Source organism: Pseudomonas fitomaticsae (genome assembly GCF_021018765.1).
Taxonomy (GTDB): domain Bacteria; phylum Pseudomonadota; class Gammaproteobacteria; order Pseudomonadales; family Pseudomonadaceae; genus Aquipseudomonas; species Aquipseudomonas fitomaticsae.
Genome location: NZ_CP075567.1, coordinates 973,716 through 999,567 on the forward strand (window position 1 = coordinate 973,716; position 25,852 = coordinate 999,567).

The 25,852-nt window shown below is 63.2% G+C and carries 24 protein-coding genes; 10 read left to right on the top strand and 14 right to left on the bottom strand.

All coding sequences use genetic code 11. The features are described 5' to 3' along the window. Window positions 1–15 precede the first annotated feature (15 nt). The 5 genes from KJY40_RS04260 to KJY40_RS04280 all read left to right on the top strand — a co-directional run bounded on the left by KJY40_RS04260 (window position 16) and on the right by KJY40_RS04280 (window position 4,433). Window positions 16–318, top strand: a complete 303-nt coding sequence (locus KJY40_RS04260) for a MazG-like family protein (RefSeq protein WP_230735171.1) — start codon at window positions 16–18, stop codon at window positions 316–318. Then, entirely contained in the window at window positions 318–1,067 is a 750-nt protein-coding gene (locus KJY40_RS04265) for a methyltransferase (protein WP_230735173.1), read from the top strand. The genes KJY40_RS04260 and KJY40_RS04265 overlap by 1 nt, the downstream gene beginning before the upstream one ends. A gap of 12 nt (window positions 1,068–1,079) precedes the next feature. After that, window positions 1,080–1,691: a DUF4136 domain-containing protein gene (locus KJY40_RS04270; protein ID WP_230735175.1), complete on the top strand. Its 612-nt coding sequence runs from the start codon at window positions 1,080–1,082 to the stop codon at window positions 1,689–1,691. Between the two features lie 54 nt (window positions 1,692–1,745). After that, window positions 1,746–2,303: a DUF4136 domain-containing protein gene (locus KJY40_RS04275; RefSeq protein WP_115076411.1), complete on the top strand. Its 558-nt coding sequence runs from the start codon at window positions 1,746–1,748 to the stop codon at window positions 2,301–2,303. Between the two features lie 150 nt (window positions 2,304–2,453). Further along, window positions 2,454–4,433, top strand: a complete 1,980-nt coding sequence (locus KJY40_RS04280) for a TadG family pilus assembly protein (RefSeq protein ID WP_230735177.1) — start codon at window positions 2,454–2,456, stop codon at window positions 4,431–4,433. Here KJY40_RS04280 and KJY40_RS04285 read toward each other — a convergent pair. Together KJY40_RS04285 and KJY40_RS04290 are read right to left on the bottom strand one after the other, a co-directional pair. Further along, window positions 4,403–7,168 (bottom strand): PAS domain-containing sensor histidine kinase, encoded by a 2,766-nt coding sequence (locus KJY40_RS04285; protein ID WP_230735179.1) that lies wholly within the window; start codon window positions 7,166–7,168, stop codon window positions 4,403–4,405. The genes KJY40_RS04280 and KJY40_RS04285 overlap by 31 nt on opposite strands. Continuing rightward, window positions 7,165–7,605 (bottom strand): TadE/TadG family type IV pilus assembly protein, encoded by a 441-nt coding sequence (locus KJY40_RS04290; RefSeq protein ID WP_230735181.1) that lies wholly within the window; start codon window positions 7,603–7,605, stop codon window positions 7,165–7,167. Before KJY40_RS04290 ends, KJY40_RS04285 begins: the two co-directional genes overlap by 4 nt. A gap of 75 nt (window positions 7,606–7,680) precedes the next feature. Between KJY40_RS04290 and KJY40_RS04295 the strand changes: the two genes are divergently transcribed. Together KJY40_RS04295 and KJY40_RS04300 are read left to right on the top strand one after the other, a co-directional pair. Continuing rightward, window positions 7,681–8,151, top strand: coding sequence for an A24 family peptidase (locus KJY40_RS04295; protein ID WP_230735183.1), 471 nt, complete (start codon window positions 7,681–7,683; stop codon window positions 8,149–8,151). A 124-nt stretch (window positions 8,152–8,275) separates the two neighbouring features. Continuing rightward, complete coding sequence (locus KJY40_RS04300; protein ID WP_321576985.1) at window positions 8,276–9,052, top strand: response regulator transcription factor; 777 nt, start codon at window positions 8,276–8,278, stop codon at window positions 9,050–9,052. Window positions 9,053–9,793: 741 nt separating this feature from the next. Here KJY40_RS04300 and KJY40_RS04305 read toward each other — a convergent pair. Genes KJY40_RS04305 through cpaB form a run of 8 tightly spaced genes read right to left on the bottom strand, consistent with a single transcriptional unit; the run spans window position 9,794 to window position 17,240 of the window. Continuing rightward, complete coding sequence (locus KJY40_RS04305) at window positions 9,794–10,066, bottom strand: DUF3613 domain-containing protein (RefSeq protein ID WP_230735188.1); 273 nt, start codon at window positions 10,064–10,066, stop codon at window positions 9,794–9,796. Window positions 10,067–10,077: 11 nt separating this feature from the next. Further along, window positions 10,078–10,767 carry a tetratricopeptide repeat protein gene (locus tag KJY40_RS04310; protein WP_230735189.1) on the bottom strand — a complete coding sequence of 230 codons (690 nt, stop codon included), beginning with the start codon at window positions 10,765–10,767 and terminating at the stop codon, window positions 10,078–10,080. A 10-nt stretch (window positions 10,768–10,777) separates the two neighbouring features. Then, window positions 10,778–11,668, bottom strand: coding sequence for a type II secretion system F family protein (locus KJY40_RS04315; RefSeq protein WP_230735192.1), 891 nt, complete (start codon window positions 11,666–11,668; stop codon window positions 10,778–10,780). Continuing rightward, window positions 11,665–12,546 carry a type II secretion system F family protein gene (locus KJY40_RS04320; RefSeq protein ID WP_230735194.1) on the bottom strand — a complete coding sequence of 294 codons (882 nt, stop codon included), beginning with the start codon at window positions 12,544–12,546 and terminating at the stop codon, window positions 11,665–11,667. Before KJY40_RS04320 ends, KJY40_RS04315 begins: the two co-directional genes overlap by 4 nt. Before the next feature lie 10 nt (window positions 12,547–12,556). Beyond that, a complete protein-coding gene (locus KJY40_RS04325; protein ID WP_230735196.1) occupies window positions 12,557–13,828 on the bottom strand; it encodes a CpaF family protein in 1,272 nt (423 codons plus the stop codon). After that, window positions 13,825–15,015 (bottom strand): pilus assembly protein, encoded by a 1,191-nt coding sequence (locus KJY40_RS04330; RefSeq protein WP_230735198.1) that lies wholly within the window; start codon window positions 15,013–15,015, stop codon window positions 13,825–13,827. The genes KJY40_RS04325 and KJY40_RS04330 overlap by 4 nt, the downstream gene beginning before the upstream one ends. After that, window positions 15,012–16,280 carry a type II and III secretion system protein family protein gene (locus KJY40_RS04335; protein WP_230735199.1) on the bottom strand — a complete coding sequence of 423 codons (1,269 nt, stop codon included), beginning with the start codon at window positions 16,278–16,280 and terminating at the stop codon, window positions 15,012–15,014. The genes KJY40_RS04330 and KJY40_RS04335 overlap by 4 nt, the downstream gene beginning before the upstream one ends. Window positions 16,281–16,301: 21 nt before the next feature. Continuing rightward, window positions 16,302–17,240, bottom strand: a complete 939-nt coding sequence (gene cpaB, locus KJY40_RS04340) for a Flp pilus assembly protein CpaB (protein ID WP_230735201.1) — start codon at window positions 17,238–17,240, stop codon at window positions 16,302–16,304. 337 nt (window positions 17,241–17,577) lie between these two features. Here cpaB and KJY40_RS04345 point away from each other — a divergent pair, with 337 nt between their 5' ends. Both KJY40_RS04345 and KJY40_RS04350 read left to right on the top strand, forming a co-directional pair. Then, window positions 17,578–17,778 carry a Flp family type IVb pilin gene (locus tag KJY40_RS04345; RefSeq protein WP_230735203.1) on the top strand — a complete coding sequence of 67 codons (201 nt, stop codon included), beginning with the start codon at window positions 17,578–17,580 and terminating at the stop codon, window positions 17,776–17,778. 89 nt (window positions 17,779–17,867) lie between these two features. Continuing rightward, window positions 17,868–18,275, top strand: a complete 408-nt coding sequence (locus tag KJY40_RS04350; protein WP_085703477.1) for a response regulator — start codon at window positions 17,868–17,870, stop codon at window positions 18,273–18,275. Window positions 18,276–18,410: 135 nt separating this feature from the next. On the opposite strand, the gene KJY40_RS04355 is transcribed toward KJY40_RS04350, so the two are convergent. The 4 genes from KJY40_RS04355 to KJY40_RS04370 form a co-directional block, all read right to left on the bottom strand. Continuing rightward, a complete protein-coding gene (locus KJY40_RS04355; protein WP_230735205.1) occupies window positions 18,411–20,081 on the bottom strand; it encodes a ShlB/FhaC/HecB family hemolysin secretion/activation protein in 1,671 nt (556 codons plus the stop codon). Between the two features lie 135 nt (window positions 20,082–20,216). Then, window positions 20,217–21,728, bottom strand: a complete 1,512-nt coding sequence (locus KJY40_RS04360; protein WP_230737652.1) for a collagen-like triple helix repeat-containing protein — start codon at window positions 21,726–21,728, stop codon at window positions 20,217–20,219. 318 nt (window positions 21,729–22,046) lie between these two features. Next, window positions 22,047–22,901, bottom strand: coding sequence for a MaoC family dehydratase (locus KJY40_RS04365; protein ID WP_230735207.1), 855 nt, complete (start codon window positions 22,899–22,901; stop codon window positions 22,047–22,049). 2 nt (window positions 22,902–22,903) lie between these two features. Further along, entirely contained in the window at window positions 22,904–24,256 is a 1,353-nt protein-coding gene (locus KJY40_RS04370; RefSeq protein ID WP_230735209.1) for a 3-oxoacyl-ACP reductase, read from the bottom strand. A gap of 277 nt (window positions 24,257–24,533) precedes the next feature. On the opposite strand from KJY40_RS04370, the gene KJY40_RS04375 reads away from it, so the two are divergent. Next, the gene (locus KJY40_RS04375) at window positions 24,534–25,811 is read left to right on the top strand and encodes an acetyl-CoA C-acetyltransferase (RefSeq protein WP_230735210.1); all 1,278 of its coding nucleotides are present in this window, start codon (window positions 24,534–24,536) and stop codon (window positions 25,809–25,811) included. Window positions 25,812–25,852 lie beyond the last annotated feature (41 nt).

Sequence of the window (25,852 nt, forward strand, 5' to 3'; positions counted from 1 at the left end):
CTTCAGGAGAGCCCGATGAACCTTGTTGAACTGACCGAACGCCTGCACGCCATTCGCGACCGCAATGACTGGCGGCAATTTCACAGCCCGAAAAACCTGGCCATGGCCGCCAGCGTGGAAATGGCCGAACTGGTGGAAATCTTCCAGTGGCTGACCGAAGACCAGTCCCGCCAATTGCCAGCGGACAAGCTCGCCCACGCCGGGCAGGAAGTCGGCGACATCGTTCTCTATCTGTTGCTGCTGTGCAGCGAACTGGGGCTGGACATGAATGAGGTGGTGCGCAGCAAACTCGCCGACAGCGAACGGCGGTTCAGCTGATGAGCGACCGTCATTTCGATCAGTTGGCGACCCGTTTCGCCGAAAAAATCTACGGCGGTGCCAAAGGCGCGATCCGCCTCGCGGTGCTGCAGGCCGACCTCGCCGAAGCCCTGCCGGATCGTCCGCTGCGGGTGCTGGACATTGGTGGTGGCCTGGGCCACATGTCGCTGTGGCTGGCCGAGCGCGGGCACGAGGTGACCTTCACCGAGCCGGCCGAGCCGATGCTCGAAGGCGCACGCCAGCGCTTTGCCGAAGCCGGGCAAACTGCGACGTTCATTCAGGCGCCCTGGCAAGAACTGCTCGGCCAGCTCACCGAACCCTACGATCTGGTGCTGTGCCACGCGGTGCTGGAATGGCTGGCCGAACCCCACGCGATCCTGCCGGTGCTGCATCAGTTGACCAAGCCCGGGGGTTGGCTGTCGCTGGCGTTCTACAACCGTGATGCGCTGATTTACCGGAACCTGCTCAAAGGCCATTTCAAGAAAATGCGCAAGAACGACATGGCCGGTGAAAAGCAGAGCCTGACCCCGCAACAGCCGCTCGATCCACGGGAACTGGCAACGCAACTCGCCGGGTTGTGGCAGGTCGAAACCCAGAGCGGGGTGCGAGTTTTCCACGACTACATGCCGGTGGAATTCCAGGCCCGCGCCGAATTGGTTGATTTGCTCGAGATGGAGCTCGCCCACCGTCGTCACCCAAGCTTCGCCGGGCTTGGGCGCTACTTGCACTGGATCTGCCGGCCGATCTGATCGGAGCGAGATATGAAAGGTCATTCAGGGTTACTCCTGATCTGTCTGGGGATGGCCGCCTGCCAAGGCAGCAACCCTTACGTGGCGCAGTCGCGACCGTTGCCGCCGGCGCCACCGCAAGCGGCGACCACCTTCGACCGCAGCGCTTATCCCGCGCCCCCTCGTGACTACGGACGCTATCGCAGCTGGGCGTGGCTCAACGGTCAGCTGCCGCCGGGCACGGCCTGGGCGGACTCGGCGCAAGTGGCCGAAGCCGTGAGCAGCGCGCTGGACCAGCGCGGCTTGCGCCCGCTGCATGACAATCGACCGGCCGATCTGTTGGTCAGTGCCAACCTGAGTCTGGAAACCCGCCTGCGTCAGGTGCAGGACGATTACGGTTACTACGGCGGCTATGGTGGTTATGACCGTTACGGCCGCGGTTACGGGATGTACAACACGGTGCCGATCGTTCGTACTTATCAGGAACAGGTCGTGGTGGTGCGGGTCGATCTGTTCGACGCCGGCAGTGGTCAGCCGGTCTGGAGCGCCAGCGCCGAAACCGGCACCCAGGGCAAGCAAAGTGATCGCACCGATGCGATTCGCGAGGCTGTCGAAAAGGCCATGTCGGCGTATCCTCCCAGTTAGCTTCCTGCCAATGAGAAGCTCCCTCAGGTTCATGTCTTCCACCGGAGAAAAACCATGTTCCGCCGTCTCGCTTTACTGGTCGTGGCCGCACTGCTCAGTGCCTGCGCCGCCAACCAGGTCAATCATGACTTCGACGCCAGCCGCGACTTTGCCGCGTACCGCAGCTGGAGCTGGAAAGACCCCGCCCTGCAATACCGCCCAGACGATCCACGGATCAAGAGCGACCTGACCGAACAACGCATCCGTCAGGCCGTCGCCGACCAACTGGATCAGCGCGGCCTGCGCCCGGCCGCCTCGGGCGCCCGAGGGGATCTGAATGTGCAGACTTACCTGATCGTCGAGGACCGGCAGCAACAGGTGACCACCAATTACGGCGGTGGTTGGGGTGGCCCGTGGAACGGTTACTGGGGCGCACCGATGTACAACGAAACCCGCAACATCACCTACAAGGTGGCGACCATCCAGGTCGATCTGCTCGACGGCAAGGACGGCAAACTGGTGTGGCGCGGCAGCGACGAGCAAATGCTCAGCCGCACGCCGAACCCGGCGGATCGCAGCAATGCCATCCGCGAGACCGTGGCGCGGATCCTGTCCAACTATCCACCGCGTTGAGTTTGCTTGAAAAAAGACGGGAGCCCATGGCTCTCGTTTTTTATGGGCGGATGAAACTGGCGTCTTGCCAGCAGTGTTGCCTGCGTGTGTCTACACTCATACCCATCCATGGAGGTTGCGCCCGGCCGTGCGCCGGCAAAGGAGTGCGCCATGTCCTGTCATTCGCCGCTCATCGATCCTGCCCGACAACGCGGGGCTATCGGCCTGATGGCGGCGCTGACCCTGGGCATGGCGCTGGTGTTCATTCTGGTGGTGGTCGACAGCGGCCGCTTGTACCTCGAGCGTCGTCATCTGCAACAGATCGCCGACGTCGCCGCCCTCGAAGCCGCGACCCGTGGCGGCAATTGCGGCGCCGGGGCCACGGCCAACGCCTATGCGCAGGCCAGCGTCGTGCGCAACGGTTTCCCGATTCCCAGCGCCGGTCGCGCCCTGGCTGTCGCCTGTGGCACGCTGAACCTGGACGCCAGCAATCTGCGCGTGTTTGCCGTCAACGCCGCCAGCACGGATGCGATCCGCGTTGTCGTCAGCCATACCGTGCCTCAGAGCTTTGCCGGTGCCATCGGCGGACTGTTCGGCGGCGCGGGGCGCAATGCAACCATCAACCTCAGCGCCACGGCGGTCGCGGCGTTGCCGCCACCATTGGCTTCACTGACCATCCGCAGCACTACATTGAGTGTCGATACGGGCAGGTCAGCCGTGCTCAATGCGCTATTCGGCGGATTGCTGGGTGGCAACCTCACGCTCAGCGCCGCGAGCTGGAATGGTCTGGTCAACACCAACATCAACCTGCTCGGCTATCTGGACCGGTTGAAGGTCGATATCGGTCTCAGTGCCGGCGGCTACGAGCAGGTGCTCGGCAACACCATCGCGGTCAGTCAGCTCGTCCAGACCGCGATCAACGTCCTCGATCCCAACGGCACCCTGAGTGCCACAGCGACCATCCTCGGTTTGCAGGCCATCAAGACCGCTGCCGGGGCGACGCAAGTGGTGCTGGGCAATCTGCTGAAGGTTCAGGCCGGCACTCAGGCCACGGCGCTGGCGGTGGACTTGCGGGCATTCGATCTGATTCAGGGTTTCGTGCAACTGGCCAACAAGCAGAACGGCCTGGTGGCCAACCAGACGATCGACCTCGGCGTTGCGCAAGTCATCGCTCGGGTACAGGTGCTGGACCCCCCGCAATTGTCGGCCATCGGCAACCCTCGGCTGGCGGCCGCCAACCCTCTGGGGCCGAACCGGATTTACGTGAAGACGGCGCAGGTGCGAACGCTGTTGTCGGTCAATCTGCCGTTGCTGGATACGATCCTGTCGCTGGTCAACGGCGTGGCCGATCTCGCCGGCCCGTTGACCAATACGTTGAATGCCTTGCTCAGCCTGAACCTGGTGGGCGTGATCGATTCGCTGACGTGCGCACTCGGTGCGCCCTGCCAGACGCCGTCGATCGAAGTGCTGCCCGGGCCGATTCGTCTCGACGTGGCGCTGGATGTGGCGGCGGCCAGCAGTTACGTCACCGCGTTCAGTTGCTTGACGCCGACCAGCAAGACCCTGACCACCAACACCACTACGGCAGTCGCCAACCTGAAAATCGGCCAGATCGACGCGGCGGCCGTCTTCGGCAGCAATATCGCGCCACCAACCGTCGTGGTGCAGCCTTTGCGGGTAGTCGATATCGGCGTAAAGACCTGCCGGCGTTTTCTGGTGCTGCCGGTCAGTTGTGACCCACGTATTCCATCTGTCGGCGGTGGCCTCAGGATCTCGGCCGATACCACCATCGGGCAGAACCCCAATATGCCTCATGTCTATTCCGCTCCGCCGGCCACGACGTTGCCGGAGATCAACCTGCCGCCGTTCTATTACAGCTTCACCACTTCCAATATCGTCAGCAGCCTGGGCAATACCCTGGGCAACATCACACTCGACATGTACGGTCCGACCGGCAGTGTGGTCGGCGGGCTGGGGGCCATCTTGAATTCGGTGAAAGTGTTGCTGGTCGACGCCATCAACACTGTGTTCAGCCCCTTGCTCGACACTCTGATCAATACTTTGTTGATGGCCCTGGGAATCAACCTCAACCAGGTCGACGTCGGCGCCAACCTCAGCTGTCAGTCGGGGCGGGCGACACTGGTGATCTGATCGTCCAAAGCGATCGGCAATTCGATGCAGAACCGGGCACCGTCGTCGCCGTTGCGCACGCTCAGGCGTCCGCCCATGTTCTCGACGATGCCGTAACTCACCGACAAGCCCAGCCCGGTGCCGACGCCCACCGGTTTGGTGGTGAAGAACGGTTCGAAAATCCGCTCCAGCAAACGCGGCTCGATGCCGCCGCCATTGTCCTCGACCCACAGCCGCACCACGTGTTCGTCATGTTCGGCACGCACACCGATCCACGGCTGGAAGTCGCGATTGGATTCGCGCTTGCTCAGCAGCGCATCCCGGGCGTTGACCATCAGGTTGATCAGCACCTGTTCCAGCTGATCGACGTAACCGCGCACCTGCACCTGAAAGTTCGCCTCGCCGATCCGCAATTCGACCCCTTTGCCGCGCAGGCCTTCGGACAGCAGCGACAGGGTGCCTTCGATGGCGTCGAGCGGGTTGAACGGGTGCTGTTCGATTTCCGAGCGCCGGCCGAACACCCGCATGTGATCGACCACCCGCGCCGCCCGCTGGACCTGGGCGTCGATGCGGTTGAGTTTGTCGGTCAGGTAGTCGATTTGCACATCACCATTACTCAGACGTTTGAGCACGTTGACGATGGCCATGCGCATCACGTTCAGCGGCTGGTTGATCTCGTGGGCAAGCCCCGTGGCCATCTCGCCGAGGGTGGCCATTTTTGCGCTTTGGGTCAGTTGTTGCTGCGAACGCCGGACCTCGGTGTTGTCGCGGCCCACCGCTTGTACCTCAAGCAAACGGCCATGTTCATCGAACACCCCGCGATCCGACCAGATCCACCACGCATGCTCGCGGCCCGGCAGGCGCAGGTTGATTTCGGCGCTGCTGACTGGCGCGTCCGGGGTCAGTTGTGCCAGGCGCTCGACGAAGGCCTCGCGTTGTTCGTTGGACATCCAGCTGCCCAGATTCACCCCCGGCAGTTGCTCCGGAGCACATTCCAGATACATCGCCAGAGGCCGGTTGCCGAAGGTCAGGGTCAGGTCCGGGCGATAGCGGCAGATCATCGCCGGCGAATCTTCGACGAGGATCCGGTAGCGTTCTTCGCTGGTCTTGATCCGCTCGGCGGCGAGGGTCGCGTCGGTGACGTCCAGCCACAGGCCGACGGCTTCCACCGGCAGGCCGAGGTCGTCGCGCAACAGTTTGGCTTCGTCGAGCAGCCAGTGGACGTTGCCCTGAGTGTCGAGCATCCGGTAGCGCGTGCTCACCGAACCTTCGCGCAGCAACTGCCGGGTTCGTTCGAAATACGCCGCGCGATCTTCGGGATGTACATGATTCACCAGCGCGCCGTCGGCGCAGTCGGCAAGGCTCCAGCCCAGCAGTGGTTGCAGGCTGGCGCTGAAAAACGTCGGCTGCAACGCGCCTTCGACATAGCGCTGCACGTAGATCACCGCCGGCGCACTGGCGATCAGGTTGTCCAGTCGCGCATGGGCAGCGGCGGCCTGTTGTTGCTGATTCTTGATGTCGCTGATGTCGAGCATGAAGCCCACAAGACGCCGCTCGGCGCCGATGCCCAGCGACTGGCCCTGCAAGCGGAACCACTGCGGTTGCGCCTGATCATCGGGTTGCAGGCGCACGCACAGCTCCAGTGGCTGACCTTCGTCCTGCAAGGCTTGCAGGCGGCTGCGCAGTTCTTCGCGGTCGGCCGGGTGCACCCGGGCGAACCAGTCCTGGATCGGCAGGCGCCCGGCGCTCAGCCCGAGGCTGACGGCCAGCGCGTCGGCCAGCAGCACTTGGGCGCTGTCGCTGAACATTTCCCACCAACCGGTGCCGAGCAGGCTTTGCAGGATTTCCAGGCGTTCGAGCTGCAAGTGGTGACGATGTTCACGCAGCCGTTCCAGCAGCGGCGCGGCCACAGCGGCGGCCAGTTGCAGCCAGTCGTGATCGTTCAAGTCGGCGGTGTGCGGCTGCGTGCTGAAGCAGCCAAAGAGCAACCACGCCGCCACGCCATGGGCATCGCGATAGGGCACGGCAAACCCTTCGGCGGGGCCGAACACACTGCTCAGACGTGGATGCTCGGCCGGCAGCACACGTTGCGGCGCGGCGCCGTTGAGGCTGTCGAGGCCGGTGCCCAGGCGCTGCGCGGTGTCCCACAACTGCGGTGCATCAGGCGCGCTGTAATGTTGATGGATCTGCCAGCCCTCGGTCTCTTCATCCAGCAGCGCCACGGCCAGGCAAGGCACCTGAAAACGCTGGCTCAGACATTGCAGCTGTTCGCCCAGCACTTGTGGCAGACGCGCCAGGCCACAGAGCCGCAAGTGGTCGCGGATCTGTGCGGCGAGCCACTGGCATTGCTCGCGGCTGTGCGCCTGGCGTCTTTCGCTCAACAGATCACCGATGTCCAGCAGTTGCAGAACCCAGCCATCCCCCAGCGGTTGTACCCAGCCACGCAAGTGCAGCGGTGGGCCGGCGAGGCTGAAAAAATCCAGATCGAGCAATTGCCCTTGCCAATCGGCGGGCAGGCCCTCGACAGCAAGCGCGCTGTGCGGCAGCAGGTAATCGAGCAGATGCGGCGTGCGGGTGGTGGACAGTTGTTGCGCCAGCAGATGGCGCAGCGGCCCGGTCAGGTGAGTGACCTGAGCCTCGCCATCCAGATGCAGTTGCAAGCCGACGCCGGGCACCACGGGGCTGTCCACGACGGCTGACAATGTGGGCGTTTGACGATTGAGCAGACGGTCGAACAGCTTGTCACCGGAACTCAAAATTGCAGGCTCGAACTGGCGGTCAGGTTGGCAGGCAGATTGGGCACCGCGCCGATACCGGGCAGGACCAGAAACGGTAACGCCTGATTGAGCTTGTTGGTCGGGTAGTTGATGGTCACGGTCAGCAGGCCTCCCACGTAGGTGACCGTGGCGTCGGTGGCCGCGTTGAAGTTCAGTGCTGACGGTAGCCACGCCAGGCGTCGGGTCAGTTCGGCGCGAGCGACGTTCTGGATCGCGGTGGCGTAGTTGGCGGTTGCCGGATCCAGCGCCACGCCACGCCGCACGGCTTCGGACGTTGATTGGGTGAACGTCTGCATCAACAACATTGGCAAGCTGTAACTCACGATCCCGTAAAACACTGCGAAGAAGATGACGAACACCAAGGCGAATTCAATGGCGGCGGCGCCTTTTTGCTTGTGGGGGAGGCCGGTTTTCATGAGCGCGTCTACCCTGACAGTCACTACGTAATATCAGCATAGAATCATTCAGCCAAAACGGACGATATTTACCGGATGCACAGCGTTGTCCTACTGATCTGGCTGACACTCTGCGCAGCCCAGGATGCCCGTGAACGCCACATCGGCAATGCCCTGACCCTGGGTGTCGGCGCGCTGGCGCTGGTCTGGCTGCTGGGCACCGGCACCACCTGGATCGGGGCCGACGCCGCGCAGGGGGGCTGGGCAGTGTTGTTGGCGCTGGTGCTTACGTTGCCCGGTTATGCGTTGGGCCGAATGGGCGGCGGTGATGTGAAACTAATGACAGCTCTGGCCCTTGCGACAGACGGTCAGCACCTGCTCGGTGCGTTTATCGGCGCCGGCCTGTGCAGCGCGATCTGGATCCTCCTGGTGCCAAAAGTCTGGCTGCATGCAAGTCAAGGGGTTAGGGAACGTCTTCGATATTTCGGTCCTGAAATGTCAAAAAAGCTGCCATTTGCGCCTTTCGTGCTGGCTGGAACGATCCTGACTTTCTATTGGATCCATTAGTCGCCAGTTGCCACTACTGCTATGTACATAGTCGGAAAGTGCGTCTACTTTCAGATGAGCAGTTATACAGCTACAGGCTGGCGGTACAGGAATGGTCAGCTTTGGCCCGGGCATGGAGTGGCACGTGAACAAGCTTACGTCGGCGGTGAAGGTTCTTGTGGTCGATGATCAGGCGCTGATCGTTGAAGAGCTTTGCGAGTTTCTCGAGAGCAGCGGTTATCGCTGCGTTCCCTGTGGGTCCAGCCAGGAGGCGATCGCGCGTTTCAGTGAAGATCCGGCGATCGGCCTGGTGCTGTGCGACCTGCACATGCCGGACATGGACGGCATCGAACTGGTGCAGGCGTTGCAGCGGTTGTCCGGTAAAACCCGTGCTTTCGAAGCGATCATGCTCACCGGCCGCGCCGACAAGCAGGATGTGATCAAGGCCTTGCGCGCGGGGATTGCCGATTACTACCAGAAACCGGTGGATCTGGATGAGTTGCTCGACGGTTTGCGGCGCCAGGAGGCGGTGTTGCAGGAGCGGCAAAAGACTCTGCATCTGGGGCATTTGAATCAGAAGCTGCAGGACCTCTCTTCGTCGATCGATGATTTGTATCAGGACCTGGACAAGGTCCGGCGCGGGCCTGCGCCGGCGGCCCAGTCGTTGTCTGAGGGGGACAGCGTGGAGATGCCGGCGATTTTCGAGCAGTTGTCGCCGCGACAGCTTGATGTGGCCCGGCTGGTGGGCAAGGGGCAGACCAATTATCAGATTGCCTGTGAGTTGGGGATTACCGAGAACACGGTGAAGTTGTATGTGTCGCAGGTTTTGCGGTTGACGCATATGCATAATCGGACGCAGTTGGCTCTGGCCCTTGCGCCCGGCAGTTCTTCCTCGGTTCGGCGGGGGGTTACGGCACATTGACCTTGGCGGCCTTTGGGCCGGCCAGGTTCTTGGGGTTTTGGGTGAATATCCGTTTCTGCGGGTGTGGCTGCTTATGGTTCCGCCCTTACGGCGGCTCACTTTTTCAAACGCCAAAAAGTAAGCAAAAGGCTTGGCCCCTGCGTTCGGCACCTCGCTTTGGCTCGGTGTTCCTTCGTTCCGGGATTCATCCGGGGGCATCGCCTACGGTTTGCTTCGCTGCACCTCCTCTCGATGCATGCGGCTTCGCCGCACGGTCGCTGCGCTCCCACCCCCGGATAAATCCCTCCACTCAGCCTTCCGATGGGGCCGGCACGTCAAAAGCTTTACTCGAGCTAACGCTCATCGTGTTGAGTGGTGGAAGCCAGAGCCAGAGCCAGAGCCAGAGCCAGAGCCAGAGCCAAAGCCAAAGCCAAAGCCGAGCCAAGTCAAGCTGAGGTGAGGTGAGGTGAGGTGAGGTGAACCAAAGCAGGGGAAGTTGTGTGTTTTTAGCCTGAGTTCACCTCGATATCTCACGTCGGCGTACCTCTCCCAAACACCTCGGTCAGTCCCCTCTCCCTCCGGAAGAGGGCTAGGGTGAGGGCAGCATCCTGACTGACACACCACAAACCTTTCTCCCGCAGAGATTTCATAAGCTTTTGTTTGATCGTTCCCACGCTCTGCGTGGGAATGCAGCCCGAGATGCTCTGCGTCCCAATCGAGCTGCCAGCGACGATGGCATTCGCTGGCAAGTCGGTTCCCCGTTTACCCCCCCGACCCACTATCCACAGTCCCCCCCTGCTTCTGATCAAAGAATTCCGGAATCTCGTGTGTGTAGCTCTTCAACCAGCGTTGCATGCTCAGTTCGCGTTCGGTGGGGGTGCTGGTCTGGGGTTTGGTGGAGGCGGCTTTGTTGCGGCTTTGCAGAAGCAGCCAGCCTTCGGTTTCCTGTTGTTGCGCCGAGGCGGGGCCGGGGTCGATGGCGTGGGTGGTCAGGGGCAGGGTGAGGAGGGTGAGGCAGAGCGCGGTGGCTTTCATGGCGGGGCTCCTTATTTGAGCATCGCGGTGGCAGCTGCGGTGACGGGGCTTGGGGTCTTGAGTTTCTGGGCGCGGGCCTGGGCTTCGCTGAATTGTTCGGGGCTCAGGTTCAGGCGGCTGACCAGTTCGGCGGCGCGGGTCCAGTCGTCCTGGTAGAGCAGCAGCGTCACCAGGTTCAGCGCGGCCAGCGAGTCGCTCTGCTTGAGTTCCATGGCGGTGAGAAATTCGAAGCGGGCGTCTTCGATGCGCAGTTGGTTGAGGTACACCACGCCCAGGTCGTTACGGATTTTTTCGTCGGTGGGGGCCAGGCGGGCGGCGCGTTGAAGGTGGGCCTGGGCCTGGCCGTAGTCGGCGCGGGCGGCGGCGAGTTGGCCGAGGCCGTGTTCGGCTTCGGCGGCCAGGCAGCTGCCGAGCAGGCCGCGATACAACGGTTCGGCTTCGCTGCGCCCCAGCAGGCGATAGACCTTGGCCTTGCGCAGGCGGACGTCGGCGAGGTTGTCCGGCAGGCTTTGCAGGTTGGCGAGGCTTGCGTGCAGTTTGCCGTCCCTGGCCATGTCGTCGGCGAGGGTCATCGACAGTTGTTGCTCCTGGCTCAACGGGCCGCAACCGGCGTTCGGATTCAGGGCGTTCCAGGGCGCCTGGCCGTTGCTGGCGCAGCCGCCGAGCAGCAGCAGGGTCAAGCTTGCAATCATTGCTTTCATGGCGATTCCTTTATGAACCCAGTGCCCGCGCCAGGGCACTGAAGCCCGGGCCGGCGAGGACGATCAACAGCGCCGGGAAGAGAAACATCATCATCACGACGGACATTTTGGCGGACATTTTCGAGATGTATTCCTGCAGCCTTGTCAGGCGCCGGTCATCGAGCAGTTGCTTGAGCGCCAGCAGCGATTTCATCGCGCCACCGCCCTGTTGCAGCAATTGTTGAAGGATCACGCAGGTGTCGGTGAATTCGTCCACCGCCAGCAGGCGCGCGGCCTTGTTCAGTTCCTCGCCCAGTTCCAGGCCTGAGTCGACCCGGGCCAGCACCAGGCGCAATTCCTGGGTCAGCACCGGCAGCAGCGTCTGGCCTTCGTGGCTGAGCACGCGCAACGCCTGCTCGACGGCCATACCGGCTTCGAACAGGATGCGCAGCAGCGGGATGAAGGTGGCGATTTCCGTGGCCAGTTGTTTTTGTCGACGGTCAGCGGCCATCGCCAGCAGGCGTTTGGGCAGCAGGTAGCCGATGCCGAGGGCGAACAGCGGGGCGATCCATTGGCGCTCGATGTGGGAAAACAGCACCCCTTGCAGCAACACCGTGATGGTCAGCAACAGCAGCGGCGAGCCGATCTGGCAGGCTGCGAACAGCGAGCGTTGGCGGGCGCTGCGCCAGCCGAGGCGGTTGAGCAGGGTCTGGGTTTCGTTGTCGAGTTTGACCGCGCGCTGGCCGAGGGCACTGCCGCCGAGCACTTGCAGCAGGTTGCCGAAACGATTGTCGCGCAGCAGCGCACCTTCCAGCCGCCGCGTGACCTGGCGCGCGCGACGGCGTCGGTCGAGGAGGCCGCTGATCAGCAACAGCGCGGCGCTCAGCATCAACAGGGCGCTGATCATCAGGGGCATGGTCATAGGCTGCGCAACATCCGCCAGAGCAACAGGCTGCCGATCACCTGCAAGGCGAAGGCGCTGGCGAGCATCATCTGGCCTGAATGGTCGTTCCACATGGCGATCAGGTATTTGGGATTGGATAACAGAAAGTATCCGGCCAGCCCCACCGGCAGCAGACCGAGTACCCAGGCAGTGATGCGGGTTTCGCCGGTCATGGCGCGCAACTGGCGGGACGCCTGGTCGCGTTCGCGGATCATCCGGATCAGGTTTTCCAGCAGTTCACTGGCGTTTCCGCCGTAGCGGTGATTGACCTTGAGGCCGACGGCGAACAGGCGCAACTCGTCCTTTTCATACAGCTCGGCCACATCGCCCACCGCCTCCGGCAGGCTCACCCCCAACTGCACGTTGCGCTGCACCCGGCCCATGGCGTTTTTCAGCGGGTCTTCGCTGGCGTCGATCGCGCCCAGTACCGCGTCGGCGAGGGTACGTCCGGACTTCAGGCTGCGCACCGTGTGATCGAGCAATTGCGGCAGTTGTTCGATCATCCGTCGCAGGCGCCGCTGATAGCGCCAACTGACGTAAACACGCAACGCCAGCGGTGGCAGTACGAGCAACAGCAGCAAGCCGATCCAGCCGCCGATTGCCAGGCCGATCACGCTGCCGAAGGCCCACAACAGTAACCATAATTCGAGGCGATCCGGGCGACCGAGACCCGCCCGCAAGAAGGCTCGCTCCAGTCCGGCCCAGCGCGGTTTCTCCGCCAGCAACTGCGGTTGTCCCTGATTCAACCGGTCCAGCACCCGTTCGGTGCCGCCCTGGCGCCAGCCGTTGTAGAACAGGCGTAGCGACAGTCCGAGCAGTGCCAGACAGATCACGATCAGCAACAGCGGTTTGAGCATGCCGTGATCCTCACTGTGACAGCGCCGGTTCGCGGCGCAATTTGTCACCGGCCGGGTTGACCGCTTCGCGCAGAAAGCCGAAACCGGTGCGGCGGTCGAGACGGAACAGGGTATTGGTGACGTAAACGTCGTCGCGTACCCCGACCACTTCCACCACTTCGCTGACGCAGCGGCGGCCGTCGGGCATGCGTGTCAGCTGGATGATCACGTCAAGCGCGGCGCAGATCATCTGGCGCAGGGTGCGTTCGGCGATGGTGCGGCCAGTCAGGCCTACCAGAGTTTCCAGGCGCAGCAGCGCGTCCTGCGCATTGTTGGCGTGGACGGTGCTCATCGAGCCGTCGTGGCCGGTGTTCATTGCGGTCAGCACATCGACCACTTCGACCCCGCGAATCTCTCCGAGGATGATCCGGTCAGGCCGCATCCGCAGGGCGTTGCGGATCAGGTCGCTGGCCTTCACTTCGCCGTGACCCTCGGCATTCGGCGGCCGGGTTTCCAGGCGCACCACGTGAGGATGGCCGAGTTGCAGTTCGGCAACGTCTTCGATGGTCACCAGCCGCTCGTGGGGGTTGATCAACTGGCTGAGAATGTTCAGCAGGGTGGTCTTGCCGGTGCCGGTGCCGCCGCTGATGAGGATGTTGCAGCGCTTGCCGACGGCCTCGGCGATGAAGTCGAAAATCGCCTGGTCGATGGTCTGCATCGCCATCAGGTCGGTGCTTTTGAGCATGTCCTTGCGAAATTTTCGGATCGACAGGCACGGGCCGTCGAGGGCGATCGGCGGGATGATCGCGTTGACCCGGCTGCCATCGGGCAGGCGCGCATCGACCATCGGCGACGACTCGTCGAGGCGCCGGCCGAGCGGGGCGAGGATGCGCTGCATCACCCGTTCGACGTGGTGCGCGTCGATGAAGCGCAGGTCGCTCAGGTGCAGCACACCCTCTCGTTCGATGAACACCCGGTGCGGGCCGTTGACCAGAATCTCGGTCACGGCGCTGTCGCGCAGCAGCACTTCCAGCGGGCCGAAACCGGTCAGCTCGTCGACGATTTCTTCGGCCAGACGCTCCATTTCATAGCGGGAAATCGCCAGGTGCAGGCGGGCGATGTATTCGGCGACCTTGTCGATGACGAACTGCGACAGCACTTGCCGCGAGCCTTCCAGCAGGTTTTTTCCCGACTCTTCGATGGCGTCGATGATGTAGCGGTGCAGCACCAGTTTCAGGCCGTCGTGATCGGTGTTGCCGGTGGCGTTGCGCTGCGGCCCGCCGAACAATTGCTCGCTGCTCATGAGCTGCCTCGCAAGCGGTCGAACCAGGTGATTTTGGGTTTGGCCAGGCCTTCGGAGCGCTTGGCCAGTTGTTCGCCGAGGGTGCGCAGACTCTGGCTGATGGCTTCGCGCGGGGCCAGTTCGAACAGGGTCACGCCCTGGTTTTTGGCGTTGAGGCGCAGTTCCGGGCTGTAGGCGAGCACCGCGATGACTTCCAGGCCGAAGGTTCGGCCGAGGGTGTCGGAGTCCGGCGCGACATTGCGCAGGTAGCGATCCACCAGCAGCCGGCCGTGGTCGAGCTTCATGCCTTTTTCGCGCCACAGATTGAGCACCGCAAGGTTGCGTCGGCAGTCGAGAACGTTCTGGTCGGTGTACCACAACAGCTTGTCGCAATGGCTGACGAAGGTGCGCAGCGCTTCGCTGTCGGGCTGGCCGGTGAGGTTCACCACGATGTGCTGGAAGTGCTGGCGCAGGGCGCTGAGCAACATGTACAGCTCGGCGGTGCTGGTGCGTTCCAGCGGTTCGTCGCCGGGGGCGTAGGCGAGAATGCGCAACCCGGCCTCGGCGCTGGTGAAGGCACTGTCAATCAGGGTCGCGTCGAGGCGGCGCAGATGACGCAAGGCGTCGCCGAAATGAAACGAACTCTCCAGCCCCAGCAGGGCGAGGCTGTCACCGCGCGGCAAGCCGAGGTCGAGCAGCAAGGTCTGCTGGCCGCTCTTCTGCACCACCAGCGCCATGTGATTGGCCAGCAGTGCACCGTCGGCGTTGCTCTGGATGCCGTACAGAACGGTCAAGCCGCCGAGCTGGGCGTTCGGCGTCACCGCCGGCAAGCGTTTGCTCAGGCGTCGAACCAGTCCGGCGACTTCGCTGGAGCGCGAACCATAGGCCACGAAATCCCGGGCGCCGGCGCGCATCGCATTGAGTACCAACTGATTGTCCATGCCGTCACCGAGGGCGACGATCGCCAGCATCGGCTTGGCTTCGAGCACGCCTTCGATCAACGCACTCTGGGCCATCAGGTGTTCACGGTCGAGACCGACGAACACCAGGCTGGCGAAGGTCACGTCGACCAGCGCCAGCAGTTCGTCGAGGCTGCCGCCCCCGGCGCTGACCACCTGCCCCAAGGGCGCCAGCGCACCTTGCAGCCACTCAAGATCAGTGGTGTTGCGGGTGATGGCGAGGAACGTCTGGCTCAGGCTCTGGCTCATTGCGATAACCCGCTGCGTTTATCGAAGTTGCCGTTTTCCAGGAAGTACAGGCGATACCAGTTCGGGTCGTAGTTGCGCAGTTTCTCGCCGGGCAACGACGGCAATGGCGCGTTGACGGCCAGCGGTTGCACCAGGTGCGGGGTGACGATCATCAGCAGTTCGCGTTCTTCGCGGTTGATCGACGAGTTGCGGAAAAACGCCCCGAGCACCGGGATGTCGCCCAACCCCGGAAACTTGTTCACCTCGGAGGCGTTGCGAGTGCTGATCAAACCGCTGATGACGAAGCTTTCGCCGTCGGCCAGGGAAATGCTGGTGTCGGTGCGGCGGATGGTGAACGCCGGCACGGTGGTGCCGCCGATGGTCACGCCGTTGTTGTAGTCCAATTCACTGACCTCCGGGGCGACCTTGAGGGCGATGCGGTCGTTGCTGACCACGGTCGGGGTCAGGGTCAGGCGGATACCGAACTCCTTGTACTCGATGGAATAGCTGTTGCTGTTGGCGCTGGGCACCGGGATCGGCACCTCGCCACCGGCGAGGAAACTTGCACTCTGACCGCTCAGCGCAACCAGGCTCGGCCGCGCCAGGGTGTAGGCAAAACCGCTGCCTTCCAGTGCGTTGACGATGCCGAGGAATTTGCTGCTGCCACCGCCCCAGACGATGTTGAACATGTCGTTGGCCAGCGGGATGCTCGGCGAGGCGATGCGTGGATCGATGTTGAACAGCGGCACCACGCCTGGCGTGACGCCAGTGTTCGGCACGGTGCCCGGCGCGCCGAACAGAAAGTTGTTGGAGCCCTTGCCGTAGATCGACGTACCGGCTTCCTTGAGTTTGGTGCGGCTGACTTCGACGAAGCGGATGTCGGTCTGCACCTGCGAGGGCAGGTTCGGTTCGCTGCTGGAGGGCAGCGCCGCTGCGGTCATCGCCGCACTGGCCTTGCCCTGCACGAACACCATGCTCTGACGCGGCGTGCTGGCGCAGGCGGTCCAGATCATCAGCGTGGTGGCGCCGGGGCCGACGCCGGTGAGCAACACGCCCTGATCGCCGGTCACGCGCACATCGGCGATCTTCGGATCGCCCACCGCCACCCGAGTGATCGCCACCGGCGATTGCACGGCCTGTTGCAGGCCTTCGCCGATTTCCAGCACGGCCGGCAACGGCGCAAGCGCAGCGCAATTGCCGGTGGCGGCGGCCGCGCTGCCGATCGAAGCCACGCTCAGCAAGGTAAACCGCAGCCAGTGGAACAGGGGCGTAATGCGTTTGCGCATGGAGGTGCGTCCTTGCTCGATTCAGGGGGTCGGTTCGGTGGATTCGGTGCCGCGAATCACTTCCACGGCCGGTTTTCCGGGGACGGTCTGACTGGAGACCGCCAAGGGTTTGGGTGGCGGCGTCAACGACAGTTGGCTGAACTCGATCAACTCGCGCCGAGGGCTGTCGAGGCCGGCGGCGACGTTGTTGTCGCCGGCCCAGTAGCGGGCCAGTTGCTGCTCGTCGGCGCTGCGTACGGCCAGCCGCAATACGCCGGCGCTGGAGGCCAGCATCAGGCGGTTGAGCAACGGTTCAGGCACCGCGAGCACCACGCTGCGGGCGGCGGCGCGCAGTTGTTCCTGTTTGAGTTTTTCTTCTGCGCTGTGGGCGGGACTTGCAGGCTGGCCGCTGTTGGTCAGGCCCATCTGATTGCCGACGCCCAGCACCCGCACGGCAGGCACCACCAGTTGGGCGGTCGGCTGCGGGTTGTTTTCATCCTTGCGCAAAAACAGCAGCACATCGACGTAATCCCCCGGCGCCAGTTGGCCGCCGGCGTTGATGACTTCATCCACCGCCACTGCGAGTGCGCGTTCGCCAGGACGAATCATCCGCGCCAGCGGGCTGCCGGCCTCAAAGCTTTCCTCGGTCAGCCAGGTGCCGGCGGACAGGGCGCGCCATGGCGTGCGGCCGATCACCTGATCGACGCTCGCGAGGCTGCCGGCGGGGGCGGTGCGCAGTTTTTCCACGGCGACGTCGGCGGCGGTGAGGGTCACGAACGGTGCGATGTCGCGCACCAACACCACCACCGGCTGGCGAGTGGGATCTTCCACCGGTGCCGGGGGGGCGACGGGGGTATCAGGGGCGGCAGCCACGGGTTCGGCGGCCGGGGCCTGACGACTCAATGTGAGCCCCCAGTAACCGGCGATGATGGCGCCCAGCAGCAAAACGCCGGCCAGGCCCAGAGTGACGCGACTGTTCATGACGGCTCTCCCTTTCCCGCTGCGCTATGTCTCTTGCAACAACCCGTGACTTCCAACGAGATAACTTCGCAATCAGGCAGCTATGAACCAGTAACTATTTCGCTATTTGACGGTAGCGCAGCCAGAACAAAACGCCATTACGCGGGCCGAAATATCCACCGAAAGTAGGGGGCTAAAGCGCCAAACATGGTTTTTTGCCGTTGTTTGGGTCGCTAATACTTTGGTGTTAATCCGTTATTACAGTTGTAGGTCCGGACATTGCCGACAATGCTGATGCTGGCACGGGGAAATCATGTTGCGAACGCGCAACACCCCATGCCTTCAAGGAGAATCAGTCATGTCCTTCGCAAAAAAAGCCGTGCAGACAATCAAATCCCAGGTCGCCTTCTACAAAGGTCTGGCCAAGGACACCGAAGGGGCTTCCGGTATCGAATACGCGATCATCGCCGGGATGGTGGCGGTGGCGCTGGCGGCATTCGTGACCCCCATTTCCGGTGCTATTACCACGATGTTCAACACCATTCAGGCTGCACTCTGAGAGAAGGGTGAAGATCCATGGACGGCAACTTGCGAATGCGCCCAAGGGGTTCTAACGTCAGCGCTCAGTCCATCGCAAGGTAATGCCTTATGTCTTCCTCCCCAACTCCCCGCCAACAGTTGCTTCTGGTCGATGACGAGGAGGACGCGCTGTTGGAGCTGGCGGAGTTGCTGGAGGGGGAGGGCTTCGTCTGTCATACCGCGACCTCGGTGAAGCTCGCCCTGCATCATCTGACCCGGCATCCGGACATTGCGCTGGTGATTACCGATCTGCGCATGCCGGAGGAGAGTGGCATGTCGTTGATCAAGCGCTTGCGTGAGCATACTTCGCGTCAGCATTTGCCGGTGATCGTGACTTCCGGGCATGCGGACATGGAGGATGTGAGTGACATGTTGCGGTTGCAGGTGCTGGATTTGTTTCGCAAGCCGATTTATCACGTTCGGTTGCTTGAGACGCTTGATAATCTGTTTCCCAAGCCCCGGGTGAATGTTTCTTGAGGGTTTGACTTGGCGGCCTTTGGGCCGACCAGGTTCTTGTTGGTTTTGGGTGAATATCCGTTTCTTCGGGTGCAGCCGCTGGCGGTTCTGGGACGCTCTGCGTCCCGATCCGGAATTCACCCGCAATCAAGCGGCCTACAGTTGATAGCTGAAACTGATGCTGTAACGCGGCCGGCGATTGAAGGTATCCAGCGCTTCATCCGACATGGCCTTGGCGGCTTCCAGGGCGATGTTGTAGTACTTCGCATCGCCGAATCTGAGGCCCACCGCTGCCGATGACAGGTTGTTGGCCTGTATCGGCAATTGATTGAACCAGCTGCGCGAGCGGTCCAGCACAAAGTACGGTTGCAGGATGCGCACCCAGTTGCCGTCGCGGTTGAAGCTGTAGTTGATCTCGTAAGCCACGCCCCAGCCCTTGTCGCCGGATGCCTGATCGTCGGGATAACCGCGGCCGAAATTCTGCCCGCCGAACACAGCCCGCTCGCTGTCGGGCAGCGTGTCGCTGCTCCAGTACAACGCGGCCGACAGCACCCCTTGCCAGTTGTCGAGGAACTTGTCGCTCTGCACCCCCGACAGACGCACCCGGAAGAAGTCGAGATCGATGGCGCTGTTGTTGGTGTGCGCACCCAGGCTGTCGAAGCCCTGATACACGCCGCCGCTGAGAATACGCAGTCGTCGGGCGTCGGCCTTGCGCCAGTCGCTTTCGAAGGCGAGGGCGCGGATGTCGGTGCGTTCTTCGACGCTCAGCGGGTAGCCGATCACGTTGTAGCGGGTCTTGTCGTTGACGGCGTACAGGCGCGATCCGGCTGTCAGCAGCTCGTCCGAAGCAGCAATCAGCGGCAGGCTGAAACCGAGCGAATAACGGTCGTTTTCACGGTGCGGCTTGAGTTCCAGTCCGTTGTTCAACAACACGTTGGTGCCGGGATCGGCGCGATAGCGTGAAGCCGACAGGCTCAGTTGCGCGCCTTCGTCGTTGATGAACTGGTTGTAATCCAGCCGGTAGTAATGCTCGTGATCATCCCCTGGTGGAAACAGGCCGCTGAGGCTCAACTGTTCGCCCATCGACGTTTGTGAGTTGCTGCTGACGCCGAGCAAAGCCTGGGTGCCGTTGCGGTTGTCTTCGGTGGTGCTCAGGGTGCTGGTGAACGGCTTGCGACTGGCCTGGGCCACCAGTGTCGTCGCGCCGTCAGTGGTGCCGGGTGGTGGCACCTGGGCCTGGATCGTCACGCCGGGAATGCGGGTCATCAGCGTGGTGTAGCGCTCGAACGTCTTGCGCGTCAGCGGGCGTTCGGCCTGGAGCTTGGCGGCCAGTCGGTCGAGCAGGGCTTTGACCCGCCCGACGTCGCCCGCGATCTGCACATCGCGGACGTAGCCTTCCACCAGCACCACGCGCGCCACGCCGTCATCGAAGGTCTGCTGTGGCAGGAAGGCGTAGGACAGCAGATAACCGTCCTGCTGATAGCGACGGGTGATCGTGCGGGTGGCTTCGATCAGGTCGGCGAGGCTGGTTTCGCGGCCGATCAGCGGTTTGTAGATTTCGGCCAGTTCGTTCAGCGGATAGAGCGTGCCGCCTTCGATCTGCACGGTCCTGAGGTTGATCTTCGTGCCCATCAGCAGCGGCTGGGCGGCCGTGGCGCCGGGCTCCGGCACTTGCAGCGGCGCGGCGTTCGGCCGGTAGGCGTCAGCGGGCAGGTTCGGCACCGGCAGGTTGCGGATGGTTTCGTTGCTGTTGAGAAAACTGGGCAGGGTGTCGGCGAGGGCGGTGGAACTCAGACTGAGCAACAGCAGGGATGCCATGACGCGCATAGGACACTCCATGTTCAAACCCGCAGCACGGGGCAGGTTTTCTCCTAAGAAAAAAGCGGAAGACTCGTGGGAATCTTCCGCCCTCAACCAAGCGTAGGCGCTGTAGGTTAGGCCGTCGAATCGGCCAGGTGCAAATCAGCGATTGTTACCGCCCAGGGCGCCAGTGAGGCCACCGAGGACGCCACCCAGCCCGCCGCCGGTCCCGGTGTTTGGACCACCGTTGACCAGTCCGCCGACCGCAGTGACGGTGTTGCCCACGGTGGTGACGGTGTTGCCGACGGCGGTCACGACCGGGTTGCTGTTGGTACCGGCGATGGCGCCGCCGAGATTGCTGACCGCGCCGCCCGCCTGCCCGGTCAGACCGGCAAGCGGGGAGCCGAGTCCGGTCGCGGCACCGACATTCTGGGTCAGGCCGGCGATAGCGGTGGTGACCGGTGCCAGTCCGGCACCCACGTTGTTGCCCAGGGTTGCCAGGGGGGTGGTTGAACTGGTGATTGGCGAACCCGAACCGCCGAGTGCAGTGTTGAGCGAGGCCACGGTATTGCCGGCTGCTGCCAGAACGTTACCCGGTGCACCGAGTGAGCCGTTGCCGGCGCCCAGACCGGCACCGACGTTCACGACTGCGCCGCCGACGGTTTGCAGCAAGCCATTATTGCCCAGACCGCCACCGACGCCCGTGCCCGAACCGGTCCCGTTATCCACCAGTCCGCCGGCCTTGCCGACAGCGGTACCGACATTGCTCAAGGCCCCGCCGACGGTATTGGTCAGGGTGTTGCCGTTGCCGGCATCCGTGACCTTGTCGCCCACGCCGTCGACCGTGCTGCCGACTTTCTGGATCAGACCATTGAGTGGATCACCCAGGCCCGTGGCACTGCCGAGTTTGTCGGTGGTGCTCTCGACCATGGCAATCACCGGCACCAGTTTGCTGCCCACCTCTTTGGTGACCGAGCCGAGCGGGCCGGTGGTGGTGGCGGTGCTGAGGGTGTCGCCGAGCATGGTGACCCGTTCACCGACGCCATTGAGCACCGGGGCCACACGGGTGACCACACCGCCGACTACCGGAACGCTGCCGGTGGCAGTCGCCAGTTTGCCGCTCAGGTCGGACACGCCGTTGCCAACGTCCTGTACCACGCCGCCGACTGCCGAAGCGGTGACGCCCAGGCCATTGTCGGTGGTCGCCAGTTTGCCGATGCCGTTTGCCACGCCGTCACCCAGTGTCGTGACCACATTGCCGGCGGTCCGGGCTGCGCTCTGCACGACGCCGCCGACCACGGGGACACCGCTGAGTGAATCACCCACCTGGCCGACGCCATTACCGACGCCGGAGACGGTAGTGCCGACATCCTGCACCAGGGTCGAGGTGACCAGGGGCTGGGGCGTGCTCGGGTTGGTCGGATTGGTCGGGTCCGTCGGGTCGGTGGGATTGGTCGGATTGGTCGGGTCTGTGCCACCTGTTCCGCCGGTACCTCCGGTTCCAGCCGTGCCGCCGGTGCCGGTTGTGCCACCCGCGCCGGCTGCGGCGCTGTCCGGTGACGAGCTGCCGGAGCTGCTGTGATGACCGCCGCCGCCACTGCTGCAGCCGGCGAGACCGAGGGAGAGAATAAGGGCCAGTGCTGTTGCCGATTTGCACCACGCCTGGGCTTTCATGTGGGTTTTCATGATGGTTGTTCCTTGCACCTGTCACAACGTTCGTTGACTTCGACGGCTCGCCGGTTCTGTTGCCGGCAATGCCTTCGTCCGTTGTGCTCATATCAGTCGCAAGGCTGGATCCACGCCATTCTCAAGTTGGTATTAACGCCTTTATGCAGGTGGCTGCGAGTGCCGCCTAACGACTAATACCGAGGATATAGGCGCGCAAAAAAAAAGCCTTGAAAATCAAGGCTGGGTGTCGGCGAGGGAAGTATGTGCGGCGCGGGAAAACTTAAGTGATATATACACAATTGATCAGGTTTCCCGGCCTCGATGTCAGGCCACCGGCTGCCAGTTGCCCACCATGTGCTCCAGATCCCCGGCACCGATCAGGCGCAACTCACCACTGGAGCCGGCCGCGCTGGCGAACAGACTCACCTCGCTCGGCAGGCGCACCGGTTTGCGAAAGTGCACGGTGACCTCAAGGTTGGCCTTTGGCAGGTGATCCGCCAGCGCCGCCAGTGTGCGGGCCTTGTTCCACAGTCCATGAGCGATGGCGGTTGGGAATCCGAACAGTTTGGCGCTGGCCGCACTCAAGTGAATCGGGTTGTAGTCACCGGAGACTTTCGCGTACTGCCGGCCTATGTCCGCCGGCGCGTCCCATTGCGCCACCTGCGCGAGGGGCAGCGCCGGCTCCCAGGTCTGCTCGACCGGTTCGCCTTCGAGCTTCACGCCGCGACAGAGCATCCGGCTTTCGGCTTCCCACAAGGGCCCGAGTTGATCGTCGAGGGTGGTCAGCAGATCGAACGTCGCACCTTTCGGATGCGGTTGGAGGTTATGCACCCGGACGCTGACTTGCGCGCGACTGATCCCGCCCATTGGCCGCAACACGCGGATGCGATTGCTCAGATGTATCAACCCCAGCAGCGGGAACGGAAAGTCTTTGGCGGTCAGCAATTGCATCTGCAGGGCGAATGCCAGGATATGCGGATAGGTCGGCGGCAGCAGGCCGTCATCGGCAAAACCGCAGACCTTGCGATACGCCGCCAGACGTTTGCCATCCACCTCGACGGCGCAACGCAAACCGCTGTCGGGCAGGGTGGTGCCGGTGATTTTGCGTCGGGTCGCTGCCCGGGCATACAGCCCCGGCAGGCTCGGCTCGTGGTGCAGCGTTTGCCATTCGATGGTCATGTTCAAGCCCCCAGAACGCTTTGGCCGCACACCCGCAACGCTTGCCCGGTGAACGCGCCGGTGCCCGGTTGGGCCAGCCAGGCCACGGCCTCGGCGACGTCTTGCGGCAGACCGCCCTGGCCCAGCGAACTCATGCGCCGTCCGGCTTCACGCAGGCCGAACGGGATGTGCGCAGTCATCTGGGTCTCGATGAACCCCGGCGCCACGGCGTTGATGCTGATGCCGCGTTCCAGCAGCGTCGGCGCCCAGGCCTGGGCCAGCCCGATCAGCCCGGCTTTGCTTGCCGCGTAATTGGTCTGCCCGCGATTGCCGGCGATGCCGCTGATCGACGCCAGCAGAATCACCCGGGCGTTATCGCGCAAGGTGCCGCTGTCGAGCAGGGCCTTGGTCAGCACTTGCGGTGCGTTGAGGTTGACCGCCAGCACCGCGTCCCAGAATTCCGGGGTCATGTTGGCCAGGGTCTTGTCGCGGGTGATGCCGGCGTTGTGCACCAGAATGTCGAGGCCGTCCGGCAGCTGTTCGATCAGTTGCACAGCGGCGTCTTCGGCGCAGATGTCGAGGGTGATGGCGCGCCCGCCGAGGCGAGCGGCCAGGGCTTCGAGATCGGTTTTCGCGGGTGGTACGTCGAGCAGGATCACCTCGGCGCCGTCGCGGGCCAGGGTTTCGGCGATGGAGGCGCCGATACCGCGCGCCGCACCGGTGACCAGCGCCTTGCGCCCGGCCAATGGGCGGGTCCAGTCGGTAACTTGAGTGGCGCAGGCCGTCAGACGAATCACTTGCCCGGAGACGAAAGCGCTTTTCGGCGAGAGGAAAAACCGCAGAGGTCCTTCAAGTTGATCCTCGGCACCTTCGCCGACGTAGATCAATTGCAGCGTGCCGCCACTGCGCAGCTCCTTGGCCAATGAGCGAGAGAAGCCTTCGAGTGCACGCTGAGCGCTGGCGGCAAACGGTTCACGCAACGTTTCCGGGGCGCGGCCGAGGAGCACCAGATGCGCGCTGCTGTCGAGGTTCTTCATCAGTGGCTGGAAAAATTCGCGCAGCTGTTTGAGCTGGTCGGTGTGCTGCAAGTCGCTGGCGTCGAACACCACGGCCTTGAGTTTCGGGCCGTGGCCGGGAATCCATTGAGTGGCGGTCGCTGGCTGGTCGCCGTAGCGGTAGATCGCGTCGGTCAGGCGATTGGCGAAGGTGCTGACCCGTTCGGCCAGCGGCCCGCCGCCGATCAGCAGTGCACCCTCCACCGGCCGCAGGCGCCCGGCCTGCCAGCGCTCCAGCCGCACCGGCGACGGCAGGCCCAGGGCCCCGACCAGACGGTGGCCGATGGACGAGTTGGCGAAGTCGATATAGCGGTCAGACATGGAACGCTCTCCAGAAGATGGGGTTCAAAGTGTGGACTGCGAAGGGCAATCAATCGTTCGATCCACGCAATAAGGCCTACGCTAGAACAGCAGAGTAGTTTGCCCTCGGCGCTTTTGTGGCCGAACACATAGCAAATACACCGCCGACCCTGTGGGAGCGGGCTTGCCCGCGATGGCGGAGTGTCAGCCACTGAAGGTGTTGGATGTGCCGGCCCTATCGCTGGCAAGCCAGCTCCCACATGGATTTCCATGAATCTGGATCAACAAGGAGCATTTCATGAGTCAGCTGCGCCGCGTCGCGATCATTGGTGGCAACCGCATTCCGTTCGCCCGTTCCAACGGGCCGTATGCCACCGCGAGCAATCAGGTGATGCTCACCGCCGCCCTCGAAGGCCTGATCGAACGCTACAACCTGCACGGCCAGCGCATCGGCGAAGTGGTCGCAGGAGCGGTGCTGAAATTGTCACGGGATATGAACCTGACCCGCGAATGCGTGCTCGGCTCGCGCCTGTCACCGGCCACTCCGGCCTACGACATTCAGCAGGCCTGCGGCACCGGCCTGGAAGCCGCGCTGCTGGTGGCAAACAAGATCGCCCTCGGCCAGATCGATTGCGGTATTGCCGGTGGCGTCGACACCACGTCGGACGCGCCGATCAGCGTCAGCGAAGGCCTGCGCAAGATCCTTCTGCAGGCCAACCGCGCCAAGACCACCGGCGACAAGCTCAAGACCTTCCTGCAATTGCGCCCGAAACACCTGATCCCCGAATTCCCGCGCAACGGCGAACCACGCACCGGCCTGTCGATGGGCGAGCATTGCGAGTTGATGGCGCAGACCTGGGACATCCCCCGCGAGGAACAGGATCAACTGGCCTTCGAAAGCCACCACAAACTGGCGGCGTCCTACAGCGAAGGCTGGCACAACGACCTGATGACCCCGTTCTTCGGCCTGACCCGCGACAACAACCTGCGCCCGGACCTGACCCTGGAAAAACTCGCGACCCTGAAACCGGCCTTCGAGAAAAGCGCCAAGGGCACGCTGACTGCCGGCAACTCCACACCACTGACCGATGGCGCGTCGGTGGTGTTGCTGGGCAGTGAAGACTGGGCGAAAGAGCGCGGTTTGCCGATCCTCGCGTATCTGCGCGACGGCGAAGCGGCGGCGGTGGATTTCGTCAACGGTGCCGAAGGACTTTTGATGGCTCCGGTGTATGCGGTGCCACGCTTGCTGGCGCGCAATGGGCTGACCTTGCAGGACTTCGATTACTACGAAATCCACGAAGCGTTTGCCGCGCAGGTGTTATGCACGTTGAAGGCCTGGGAAGATCCGGAGTACTGCAAGACCCGGTTGGGGCTGGATGCGCCGTTGGGCTCGATTGACCGCAGCCGCCTGAACGTCAAGGGCAGCTCGCTGGCGGCGGGGCATCCGTTTGCCGCGACCGGCGGGCGGATTGTGGCGAATCTGGCGAAGCTGCTGGATGCGGCGGGGCAGGGGCGGGGGTTGATTTCGATTTGTGCGGCGGGGGGGCAAGGTGTGACGGCGATCATCGAGCGCTGAAAGAACAAGAATCCCCTCTCCCAAAGGGAGAGGGGATTCCA